At 41.5% G+C, this 11,243-nt stretch carries 10 protein-coding genes; 5 read left to right on the top strand and 5 right to left on the bottom strand.

What is annotated here, in order from left to right; all coding sequences use genetic code 11:
- Positions 1–173: 173 nt before the first annotated feature.
- The 4 genes from H5186_RS21910 to H5186_RS21895 all read right to left on the bottom strand — a co-directional run bounded on the left by H5186_RS21910 (position 174) and on the right by H5186_RS21895 (position 3,940).
- The gene (locus H5186_RS21910; RefSeq protein ID WP_182768424.1) at positions 174–692 is read right to left on the bottom strand and encodes a DUF2931 family protein; all 519 of its coding nucleotides are present in this window, start codon (positions 690–692) and stop codon (positions 174–176) included.
- Positions 677–2,383: a DUF2235 domain-containing protein gene (locus H5186_RS21905; RefSeq protein WP_182719528.1), complete on the bottom strand. Its 1,707-nt coding sequence runs from the start codon at positions 2,381–2,383 to the stop codon at positions 677–679. Before H5186_RS21905 ends, H5186_RS21910 begins: the two co-directional genes overlap by 16 nt.
- A gap of 3 nt (positions 2,384–2,386) precedes the next feature.
- On the bottom strand, positions 2,387–3,043 hold the full coding sequence (locus tag H5186_RS21900; RefSeq protein ID WP_182719527.1) for a peptidoglycan-binding protein: 657 nt from the start codon (positions 3,041–3,043) through the stop codon (positions 2,387–2,389).
- A gap of 297 nt (positions 3,044–3,340) precedes the next feature.
- On the bottom strand, positions 3,341–3,940 hold the full coding sequence (locus H5186_RS21895; RefSeq protein WP_149981356.1) for a TIGR04211 family SH3 domain-containing protein: 600 nt from the start codon (positions 3,938–3,940) through the stop codon (positions 3,341–3,343).
- Positions 3,941–4,154: 214 nt separating this feature from the next.
- On the opposite strand from H5186_RS21895, the gene H5186_RS21890 reads away from it, so the two are divergent.
- The 4 genes from H5186_RS21890 to H5186_RS21875 all read left to right on the top strand — a co-directional run bounded on the left by H5186_RS21890 (position 4,155) and on the right by H5186_RS21875 (position 7,382).
- On the top strand, positions 4,155–5,675 hold the full coding sequence (locus H5186_RS21890; protein WP_182719526.1) for a CYTH and CHAD domain-containing protein: 1,521 nt from the start codon (positions 4,155–4,157) through the stop codon (positions 5,673–5,675).
- A 31-nt stretch (positions 5,676–5,706) separates the two neighbouring features.
- Complete coding sequence (locus H5186_RS21885; RefSeq protein WP_259400397.1) at positions 5,707–6,378, top strand: START domain-containing protein; 672 nt, start codon at positions 5,707–5,709, stop codon at positions 6,376–6,378.
- Positions 6,379–6,546: 168 nt separating this feature from the next.
- The gene (locus H5186_RS21880) at positions 6,547–6,918 is read left to right on the top strand and encodes a hypothetical protein (protein WP_182794987.1); all 372 of its coding nucleotides are present in this window, start codon (positions 6,547–6,549) and stop codon (positions 6,916–6,918) included.
- A 56-nt stretch (positions 6,919–6,974) separates the two neighbouring features.
- Positions 6,975–7,382, top strand: a complete 408-nt coding sequence (locus tag H5186_RS21875) for a diacylglycerol kinase (RefSeq protein WP_182794986.1) — start codon at positions 6,975–6,977, stop codon at positions 7,380–7,382.
- Positions 7,383–7,567: 185 nt separating this feature from the next.
- Here H5186_RS21875 and metK read toward each other — a convergent pair whose 3' ends face one another.
- Positions 7,568–8,719 (bottom strand): methionine adenosyltransferase, encoded by a 1,152-nt coding sequence (gene metK / locus H5186_RS21870; protein WP_149981353.1) that lies wholly within the window; start codon positions 8,717–8,719, stop codon positions 7,568–7,570.
- Positions 8,720–8,993: 274 nt separating this feature from the next.
- Between metK and tkt the strand changes: the two genes are divergently transcribed.
- Positions 8,994–10,985, top strand: a complete 1,992-nt coding sequence (gene tkt / locus H5186_RS21865; RefSeq protein ID WP_182762468.1) for a transketolase — start codon at positions 8,994–8,996, stop codon at positions 10,983–10,985.
- Positions 10,986–11,243: the final 258 nt, after the last annotated feature.

The raw sequence follows: 11,243 nt of genomic DNA, 5'->3' as shown, positions 1-11,243 counted from the left end.
ATGTAATCAATTGTTCCTGTTGACGAGCAACCTATTACAAATAATGTTAAAGCAAGTGTGATGAGTGATTTTATGAGCTTGTCCATAATCTATATCCATTTATTAATTGTGATTGCCATTGCTCACTCTTTTCATCTTGTTCTGGCTGGTTGTAAAAAGGCGTTTAAAACTGGTCATTTATTCTCACGCCACTGTGCTTGCCCAGAGCCAAGCTCGTGTAATACACGGCCTGTTCTATTTCTGTCAGATCGTGCATTTGATAGCCATACTTTTATCTCGCCACTATCCCCCATGCCAACAATTAAATAAGGCCTGATATTTTCTTCTACTTCTCCTGTGCTTATCCATGCATAAGCAGGTAAATTTTTAGCTAATTTATAACCATTTTTATTTATTGCCAGTTCACCGTAGTAAATTCTGTTCTCTGACTTATCTAACCACTCAACCGCTACTTTTTCTGGGAATTTTTGATCGTAAACACCAACCATAGCTCCCGCTGTGGCTCGACAACAAGACATAGTTCCTGCGGGTACATCCCACTTGTCATCAAACTTAATTAAAGTCACAAATATATTATTGCCTTCATCTGTTGAACCCGATACAACCATATAGTCGATTTCACCTGTTGTTGCACAGCCGTCTAGTAATACAGCAAACAAGCTAGTAAGAAGTAACTTTAAGATTTTGTCCATAATCTATATCCATTTATTAATTGTAATTGCCATTGCTCACTCTTTTCAGCTTGTTCTGGCTGATTGTAAAAAAGCTCACGTTGTTGGTTTTTAGTGGTGAATTCAGCGTCTTCTTCAGGGCCATGAGCAATCGCATCAATCGTTGCTGAATATTTAACACTGTGGTGGATGTAATCTTTATATAAAGCCTGCCAGGCATCACTTTGTGGGCCAAAGCTACGGGCGCTATCAACCAGTGCTTTAAGCTCGTTAGGTAAAATATAAGGTATAGCTTGGCCGTCAGCTTGTTTGCGGTTAGCAAGTTCCGTTAAGCTTTGTAGTGGCACGCCTTGGTTAACCGCCGTTTCATGCATTAGCGCTAGGCTATAATGGGGTAAGGTATTATTTAAATTGCGCCGCCAATACGGTTTATAGCCGGTATAAACCGTATACTCTGATTCATTACGAATTCGCTTTGGCTTTCTGTTCATCCTTGGCCTACTTGCTTTAAACTCAATATTAATTGTTGGCCAATAATATTTTTGCTCAAGTGACTTTTTAAGCTGCGCTAATTCTTTATCGTGCTCTGGCTCTCCGGCTTGCCCAGCAATATATTGCCACGGGTATAATATGGTTGTTTCTACGGGGCCATAACCGCCGCCAATATCTGAGTGCACACCCGGTAATTCAATCTCTTGCTGGTTTTTAAGGAGCTGCTTATTACGGGTACGTAATGAGCTGAGTGGAAATTTATCACGCTTTTCATCAAATGCCGCCAAATGCATTACAAACCCCGCACTACTACTTGCTAGATGTAAGTTAACGGGGTAATCAAGTTCATTATTGGCATAAAACTCACTGTGGTTGTTGTCACCATCACCACCAATAGAGGCAACACTGTCAAATAAGCCAACAAAGCGGATAACGGGCTTAATACCGCCCCAATAGTGTGGATTATTTTTATAAATCGCATTCACTTGATTAACAAATGCCCGCGCTTGCGCTGCGCCACGGCTAAAACCAAATACGTCCAGAAATCCAATGCTCATCTTTGAGTATTCTTTGAAAAATTGAACTGTTGTGACTAGAGTCTCTCTAATTCGCTCATCAAAACTAAACGCCAAACCCATATCTAAGGTTGAATCGCTTTCATTTGCTTTAGTGCCAATACCTTCAACATAATAGCGTGATTGATATTTTTGAAAGGGATATAACTCAAACAACTTAACCACATTAGTCGGTTCATTCGCGTCGGTTGAATCTTGTATGTCGTTAAGGCGGTTATTCCCCGTGCCATCAAAAAATACACCAAAGCTAGGGGGCTCTGCGAGCAAGGTTATTTCAATATGACCTTTTGGTAATATTTTATGTTCAAGTAATTGCGGCCCGCCTTTTTCACCAATATTGAATGACCGAACCTTTAACAGGTCGAAATAATCTGCAAAGCTTTGTTCGTTAATAAGGGTTAACTCTGCCTCGCCCGCTATAATTACTTTTAAAGTATAAAGCGCTTGTTGTGACAGGTTTTTAAAGTGGTATTGTTGATTGCCCTGTTGCTCTAAGTCAACCGTACTACCTTGGCTAAACAACTGCGCTTTTATAGCTACATCACCAACCACTTTAACTATAATATTTTTTTGTAACGCACCAACATTTGTTTTTATAACCAGTGTGTTAACTTTATTGACTGCCATGGGCATTGCTTGGCTCATAACTTAGGCTCCATAAACATAAACAAGACGGCTTTTAGTAACCGGCCCTGCAATGCCGTCTACCTGTAGTTGTTGCGCTTGTTGAAATTCCCTCACACCCGCTTTGGTTTTTGCACCATTAATGCCATCAACCTTGCCGCAATTAAACCCCAACATATTACAACGTCCCTGCACGCCAGAAAGCGTGTCGATTGGATCTAGATTGCCTATTTGTACCGCAAAGCTTTTAGTGGGTGTAGTTTCGCCTGCTTTTAAATATAAATCGACCGTGCCAGTAAGTGCGTCGTTATTATTAAGCTCTACTTCGATAAGCCCATCACTTTGCAGAACGGTATCGATTGCTTGGCTACCTATGTTGAGTACAATACGTTTGCCGGTAATGTCATCACCATCTTCATGAATTATTTGCAGGCGAAAATATTCTTTTTCGTTTTGTACAACAAACGTATTTAGACTGTTAGCGCGCAGCGGCATAAACTTTTCTTTTTTAGGTGGAATATTGATGATATCACCCGGAAAAATTAAATTAGGATCGGGCCGTAGTGCTTTAAACTCCGCATTACTGGGATGGTTATATAATGCTGTTGAGGTTTTATAACCATATTGGCGTGCTATGCGTAGCAGTGTTTCGCCTTGTGCGACGGTGTGTTGTTGCGCCATCGTTAAATCCTTTTATACGTCTAAATTAGGTTCCCTCACTGCACCATTTAGGGACAAGTATTTTGTTACATTATACAAAGCTGAAATAATATTCTAGTAAATATTTAACGGGTAAAAATGAAATAGGTTAATATAGATGGGGAATAATGCTGAAAACATTGAACAAAACATAGTTTTATGTTGTTTGAAAAATATACATTATTATAGGGGGAGTTTCTTTGAGTATGAAAAGCCGATTATGCATCGGCTTTTATTTAGATAAACCTAAGTTATTACTGTTATACGGGGTATAAGGTTTTAAGCCCAGCCGTCGTAACGTTTGCGGCGCGATAATACGATAGTCAAAATAATACCTAAAAATAAACCTATGAAGGCAATTGCTCCGCCATAAGTTAGTAGCTGACGTTTTTCTTTTGCACCGGCTTGTTGTTTTTCAGTGCGTTCAGCTTCTAAGGTACTTTTTAATTTAGCAATCTGCTCTGATAGAGCACTATTTTGGTCAGTTAAAGTTTGGCTTTGCTCTTGTAGCTGCGGTAATTCAATCTGTGCTTGACGAAGTTGCTCTTGCATTGATGCCATTTCAGCACTGAGTGTGCGGTATTGTTGGTGAATACCTGGAGTTTTAGAAACAAATTTAGCTTCTACCCAGCCTTCTCGTTCTTTATCATCAATAACTTTAACAAAGCCATTTTCTTCAGCAGATAGCTGGGTTAGCTTTGTACCAGCATCAACAGAGCCAATAATGCGATAATTTTTACTCGCGCCAGAGTGCATAAATGTATAAAGATTATCGACTATATAAGCGGTGTTTGCATCGCTAGCTGAATTGCTTTCTTCTGCGTGACTCATAAATGCGGCCGCTGCGAATAGCAAAGCTAATAAAGAATGTTTAAACATCAATCTACCCTGTTAATGTAACCGTCTGTGGGACAGCAATCGTATTATTCATAGTTAAGTATTGAGATAGTATGGATTTAGCGCGCTAATAGCAAGACTGATATTGTAATCATGGCTGCTGTTTGCTGATTCAAATAAGCTAAAAAATTTGCAATGTTGGGCAGCTTTGTTTATTTTGAGCTCTTATTTATTTTAAAGGTAATCCTCAAGCCTAATGGATACTGAGATAGAACTGAAGTTTTTGGTGTCAGACGCCGTAATCCCACTGATCCCCGCGTTAATTACTCAATTTGCAAAAACGGTTACTAATAAACCTTCGCGTAGTTTACAAAATGCTTATTTTGACACGCCAAGCCGTGAATTAAGAGCGCTCGATATCGGTTTTCGTACCCGCTGTGCTGATAATCAATGTGAGCAAACTATCAAGCTTGCTGGAGAAGTTATGGGCGGGTTGCATCAACGACCTGAATATAATTTACCGCTGGAAAGTAGCCGACCAAATATAACTGCATTTGATGCCAGTATTTGGCCGCATGGTATGCAAATAAGTGCAATTGCCGCTAATCTTTATCCTATTTTTAGTACTAACTTCATTCGTCGTACTTGGCTTATTGAAACCGACAGTGGCGCTAAAATTGAAGTAGTGTTAGATAAAGGTGAAGTATCTGCATCGGGTTTGATGGAGCCAATTTGTGAGCTTGAAATTGAACTGGTTGAAGGCAGCCGCGATGAATTATTTGCTTTAGCAGATAAGTTAGTGAGTCAAAGTAATATTCGATTAGGGCTATATTCTAAAGCAGCTCGTGGTTATCGCCTTGCGGATGAAAAACCACTTAAGCCAAGTAAATCAATTGGCTTTGTATCGTTACCTAAATATGCAACACAAGAGCAAGCACTTATAGCCGCAATTGGCTTTGGTATTCGTTTTGTACAAAAACATGAACAGTGTTATTTCGATAAACCGAGTTTAAAGACTCTGAAACGAGTGACCGATGGTATTAGTTTAATCCGTCATACGTTTTGGTTATTTGACGATATTGTTGATAAAAACACCACCGAGCTATTACGCACCGAGCTAAAATGGCTATTAAGTGAATTAGCATGGGTTGAAAACGCGATTCAACTAAAAACCTACACATCTAAGCGCCACGCATACTATAAAAAAATCAACAGTGCACCTGAGTTAACGCAAGTTATTAATGACTTAAAAGAGCTACAGCCAAGTATTGATGATATTAATCGGTTGTTTCATAGCGCTCGCTATAACCGCTTATTATTGTCTTTAACCACCTGGCTGGTGGATAAGCAATGGCGTAAAAGTTGGGGGCAAGTACAGTTTCAAGCAGCTGAAAAACCAGTCGCTGAGATTGCTAATCGATTATTTGAAAAAGATTGGCAAGACCTTCATCAGTTACTGCCAGAACAAAAAACACTGACTGTTAAGGATTACTTAGATTTACGTATGCGTTTAGAAAACAGCTTACTCAGTGGTAACTGTTTAGGTTCGTTATTTGAAAAAGATGAACGCAGTGAGTTTCGTATTCCATGGTTAGATATTTCACACGGCATGTACGAGCTCAGCACGCTTGAGTATCTAAAGCAGTTATGTGCAGGACAAGATGATGAAGAGCTGGCAAAAATTCAAAGTTGGCTTGAAAGAAAATCTGAATTCTTGGTCGACGCAATGGAACAAAGCCGCTTAGCTTCATATAAAATATCACCTTACTGGCAGTAATCGCTTTTAAGCCAGTACATAGGGAATACACATGGTACGGCGGGTATTATTACTAATGCTGCTCTTTAGTGCCGATGCGCTCAGTGATGTTCAGCATTGGCAACTCTGGAAACAGCATGATGGTGCAAGTGTGTACTACAAAAAACATGACAATGGTATTTTTGAAGTGCAGGCTGAAATCACTATTGAAGGTGTCACGGCCAATGACTTTATGACATTGCTAAGTGATACTGACAGCGCGCCGTTATGGATTGATAATGTTACCCATGTGAAAGTGTTGGAGCGATTAAGTCCCTCAGAAACTATTGTACATACCGAGTTTGACTCGCCGTGGCCACTCACTGATCGCGATATGGTGAGTTACTCATGCTACCAACAACTGAACGACACTCAGACGAAGTTAACGATTGCAGCAAAAACAGGGGAGCTTGCAAAGCGCCAAGCTGTGATCCGTATCACTGATCTAAAAGCACATTGGTTATTAACCCAACATAGCAGTGAAGGGCAATCATTGTTAACCATAACATATGAAATATACGCTAATCCTGGTGGTGCAATTCCTTATTGGCTAAGCAATAAAGTGGGATTAGAAAGTGCAATGCATACCTTGCTTGCCCTTAAATTACGCCTAATCAATAAAACCTATCAAACCAATCAGCAAGTAAGCCAAGTTGGTAATTGTAGTCACATCAATAAACAATAGCGTGTTAATTCTAACAATCGGTACAATCTGGATGGCTGGTTAACTCCTTGTTAGTAATTTTTAATTAAATTGTATTTTACAACGGATGCGCCTAGGTCATTGGGTAAGAATGGTGCGTAACTTTACGGATAAACTCTTTTTTGTTGTCGCTATTCTCATGTGCCGATAGTGATTTATGGCAAAGGTGTTAGTGCAGATTTAGTGCCTGCCCAACAAGTGGCAAGCCATATGGATATCGCTCCAACACTATTTGATTTAATTGCGCCAACAAATACTCAGTTTTATAGCATGGGACAATCATTATTTAATGCTGCGCCAGATAGGGAGGTATTTGGTTTTCAAACAATACGTCACAATGAACAGCTCTGGCGTGGTGATTTATCGGCGCTTTATGAGTATTATAGTGTTAATGAGCGGGATAAAACTCAGCTTTTACCGACAACACCATCGCAATTTGTTGAAATTGATGCACAGATAGAGCAAGCATATACCCAGTATATGGCGACAGCTTGGCAGTTATTAACTCAAGGCATGGATTAAGGTAATGGTTTTAACCATCACCCGATAAGCAACACTTACACGCTAAAGATCATAAAATGACTAAACCAGAAATTAACTTAGTAAACAAACCCAACGGCATAGGAATTGGGCGTATTTTAAAAGCAACTAAATGCTCAATTAAAGGTTTTAAAGCCGCATTTAAGGAAGAGTCGGCCTTTCGTAATGAGCTTGCGCTAGGGCTAGTATTATTGCCGTTATCATTTTGGCTAGCACAATCATTGCAGCACTGGGCACTTCTTGTAATCAGCTTTTTGTTATTGTTGATTGTTGAGTTGCTAAACTCAGCAATTGAAGCATTAACAGATCGAGTCGGTGTTGAATACCACGTGCTATCAGGGCGTGCGAAAGATATCGCTTCAGCGGCTGTAACATTAGCACTGATAGTGTTGTTTATTGTATGGGCTGTGGCTGGGTATGAAAAGATAATTACATTGATAGGTTAAGAAGTTAGGCAAAACGTCACTGACTTTGAGCAACGAGCTTTAATTGCGCGGGGTAAACCCGCGCCTACGTCTGGTAGCAGCGAGTTTACCTCGCGACAATAACCTAGGCATTTACAGCAATATAATCAGCAGGCATAAAAAAAGCGCCAATTGGCGCTTTTTCTACATTTACATAAAGGCTGATATTAAAGACCAGCTGCTGCGCGAAGTGCGTCTGCTTTATCTGTGCGTTCCCAAGGGAATTCATCACGACCAAAATGCCCGTAAGCTGCAGTTGGTAGATAAATTGGGCGCTCAAGATCAAGCATTTTAATTAAGCCATATGGACGTAAGTCAAAGTGCTCACGAATCAATTCAATTAAACGTGATTCTTCAAGCTTGCTGGTACCAAATGTTTCAACACTGATTGACGTTGGCTCTGCAACACCGATTGCGTAAGAAACTTGTAGTTCACATTTGTCAGCAAGGCCCGCAGCAACGATGTTTTTAGCAACGTAACGTGCAGCGTACGCAGCTGAACGGTCAACTTTTGATGGATCTTTACCAGAGAATGCACCGCCACCGTGACGAGCCATGCCGCCATAGGTATCAACGATAATTTTACGACCAGTAAGACCACAGTCACCCATTGGGCCACCGATTACAAAACGGCCAGTCGGGTTAATGAAAAACTTAGTTGCACTAGTGATAAGCTCAGCAGGCAGTACCGGCTTGATGATTGTTTCCATCACAGCTTCTACTAAATCTTTTTGTGAAATGTCTTCACTGTGTTGAGTAGAAAGTACCACAGCGTCAATACCTACTGGCTTGCCGTTTTCATATGCAAAAGTAACTTGTGATTTTGCATCAGGACGTAACCAGTTAAGCTCGCCGCTTTTACGTACTTGCGCTTGACGCTGTACTAAACGGTGTGAGTAAGTGATTGGTGCAGGCATTAATACTTCAGTTTCGTTACATGCGTAACCAAACATTAGGCCTTGGTCGCCAGCGCCTTGTTCTTCTGGGCTAGTACGGTCAACACCTTGGTTGATGTCAGGAGACTGCTTACCAATCGTGTTTAAAATTGCACACGAGTCGGCATCAAAACCCATATCAGAATGAGTGTAGCCAATTTCACGTACAGTTTTACGTGTGATTTCTTCGATATCAACCCATGCGCTAGTAGTGATTTCACCACCAACCATAACCATACCAGTCTTTACGTAAGTTTCACACGCAACACGGGCATGAGAATCTTGTTCTAAGATGGCATCTAGTACCGCGTCAGAGATTTGGTCCGCGATTTTATCCGGATGACCTTCAGAAACAGATTCAGAAGTAAATAAATGTTTTGCCATTGTCTTTGCTCACAAATATTGCGCTTCACAAACGTCGGTAAGAGCGCTAAAAAATTTAGGGGCGTATTTTATCTAAAACAACGATAGTTGCATAGTTTTTTTACGCCTAGACGTCTAAATAAAATTACTAATAACTTTTTGTTCTTAAAAAAAATTCATAATGCCCAATTTAATCAGGTTTTTAATTGCATACAGCCCCTACAATAAGTAAGAATGGATCTTCAAATGAATACACACAATAACCAGCGCAAATACAGTAAAGGTAGGAGAATCCATGCCGTCTCGCAAAGAACTTGCAAATGCTATTCGCGTCTTATCAATGGACGCAGTACAAAAGGCCAAATCAGGCCACCCTGGAGCCCCTATGGGCATGGCTGATATCGCAGAAGTACTATGGCGCGATTATCTAAACCACAACCCAACAAATCCAGAGTGGGTAGATAGAGATCGATTTATACTTTCCAATGGCCACGGTTCAATGCTTATTTATTCTCTATTGCATTTAAGTGGTTATGATTTACCAATTGAGGAAATTAAAAACTTCCGTCAAATGCATTCAAAAACACCAGGACACCCAGAATATGGGTATGCGCCAGGTATTGAGACTACTACGGGCCCACTTGGTCAAGGGATCACTAACGCGGTAGGTATGGCAATTGCTGAAAAAGCATTAGCCGCGCAATTTAACCGCGAAGGTCACGATATTGTTGATCACCACACATATACTTTCTTAGGCGATGGTTGCTTAATGGAAGGTATTTCTCATGAAGCATGTTCACTTGCCGGCACATTAGGCCTAGGTAAGCTTGTTGCGTTTTGGGATGACAACGGTATTTCAATTGATGGTGAAGTTGAAGGTTGGTTTAGCGATGATACACCTGCACGCTTTAAAGCCTACGGTTGGCATGTAGTAAGTGACGTTGATGGCCATGACTCAGACGCTATCCGCGCAGCCATCGAAGAAGCACGCAGCATCACCGACAAGCCAACACTAATTTGTTGTAAAACAGTTATCGGTTATGGTTCACCAAATAAATCAGGTAGCCATGATTGTCACGGCGCACCACTAGGTGAAGACGAAATCAAAGCAGCACGCGAGTTCCTTGGTTGGACTGGTGAAGCATTTGAAATCCCAGCTGATATTTATGCACAATGGGATGGCAAAGAAAAGGGTAAACAACTTGAAGCTAACTGGGATGAAAAATTTGCCGCGTACGCCGCTGCACACCCAGAACTAGCCGCTGAATTTAAACGCCGTACTAGTAGTGAGTTGCCAGCAGATTGGGCTGAAAAATCACAAGCATATATTGAGCAACTAGACGCAAATCCAGCAAACCCAGCATCACGTAAGGCATCGCAAGACGCACTGAATGCATTTGGCCCATTACTGCCTGAATTTATGGGCGGCTCAGCTGATTTAGCGGGTTCTAACCTGACTATTTGGAAAGGCTCTAAAGGCTTAACACGCGATGATGCCAGCGGTAACTACATCTATTACGGTGTTCGTGAGTTTGGTATGTCGGCGATTATGAATGGTATTGCACTGCATAAAGGTTTTATTCCTTACGGCGCAACTTTCCTAATGTTTATGGAATATGCACGTAATGCAGTACGCATGGCTGCACTTATGAAAGTGCCAAGCATTTTTGTATACACCCACGATTCAATCGGTTTAGGTGAAGATGGTCCAACTCACCAACCAGTAGAGCAAATTGCTAGCATGCGTTTAACGCCAAACCTAGTTAACTGGCGCCCGTGTGACCAAGTTGAGTCTGCGATTGCATGGCAACAAGCGATTGAGCGCCAAGATGGTCCAACATCACTTATCTTTACTCGCCAAGGCCTTGAGCAGCAAACTCGCTCAGCGCAGCAATTAAGCGACGTTAAAAAAGGTGGTTATGTACTGAGCTGTGATGGCGAGCCTGAGCTTATCTTAATCGCAACTGGCTCTGAGGTGCAATTAGCACAAGATTCAGCGGCAGAACTACGTAAGCAAGGTAAAAAAGTACGCGTTGTATCAATGCCATCAACAGATGCATTTGATGCGCAAGATGCTGCATACAAAGAAAGCGTATTACCAGCTGCAGTTTCACGCCGCGTAGCAGTAGAGGCAGGCATTGCAGACTACTGGTATAAATACGTAGGCCTAAACGGCGCAGTAGTAGGTATGACCACCTTTGGTGAGTCAGCCCCTGCAAATGAGCTGTTTGAGCACTTTGGCTTCACGGTAGAAAACATCGTAAACAAAGCTAACGAATTGTTTTAATCTTTACGATTGAAATTTAAAAGCCCGCACTGTGGTTACACAGCGCGGGCTTTTTGTGTTTGGCCGGTAGGTTGGGTAGAGCGCAGCGAAACCCAACGAAGGGAATTTGAGCCGTCAGCCGTCAGTCATAAGCTTTCAGCTGTCAGTTTTAGAATAGTTAAGCGTAAGCGACTTGACGCGCTAAAGCACGACCTACACTGTTAGCCCGAAGCCCGAAGCCCGTAGCCCGTAGCCCGCAGCCCGACGCCCGAAGACCAT

Origin of the sequence: Pseudoalteromonas sp. SG41-2 (assembly GCF_014164535.1) — a bacterium.
In the GTDB taxonomy this organism is placed as follows: Bacteria; Pseudomonadota; Gammaproteobacteria; order Enterobacterales; family Alteromonadaceae; genus Pseudoalteromonas; species Pseudoalteromonas rhizosphaerae.
The sequence above is the reverse complement of the archived record's forward strand: the minus strand, read 5'-3'. Positions and strand labels throughout refer to the sequence as shown.

Excerpts from the sequence above, each read along its gene's own strand:
- H5186_RS21910 (WP_182768424.1), bottom strand. The coding sequence starts at position 692 with ATGGACAAAATCTTAAAGTTACTTCTTACTAGCTTGTTTGCTGTATTA.
- H5186_RS21885 (WP_259400397.1), top strand. The coding sequence starts at position 5,707 with ATGGTACGGCGGGTATTATTACTAATGCTGCTCTTTAGTGCCGATGCG.
- H5186_RS21875 (WP_182794986.1), top strand. The coding sequence starts at position 6,975 with ATGACTAAACCAGAAATTAACTTAGTAAACAAACCCAACGGCATAGGA.
- metK (WP_149981353.1), bottom strand. The coding sequence starts at position 8,719 with ATGGCAAAACATTTATTTACTTCTGAATCTGTTTCTGAAGGTCATCCG.
- H5186_RS21905 (WP_182719528.1), bottom strand. The coding sequence starts at position 2,383 with ATGAGCCAAGCAATGCCCATGGCAGTCAATAAAGTTAACACACTGGTT.
- H5186_RS21900 (WP_182719527.1), bottom strand. The coding sequence starts at position 3,043 with ATGGCGCAACAACACACCGTCGCACAAGGCGAAACACTGCTACGCATA.
- tkt (WP_182762468.1), top strand. The coding sequence starts at position 8,994 with ATGCCGTCTCGCAAAGAACTTGCAAATGCTATTCGCGTCTTATCAATG.
- H5186_RS21895 (WP_149981356.1), bottom strand. The coding sequence starts at position 3,940 with ATGTTTAAACATTCTTTATTAGCTTTGCTATTCGCAGCGGCCGCATTT.
- H5186_RS21890 (WP_182719526.1), top strand. The coding sequence starts at position 4,155 with ATGGATACTGAGATAGAACTGAAGTTTTTGGTGTCAGACGCCGTAATC.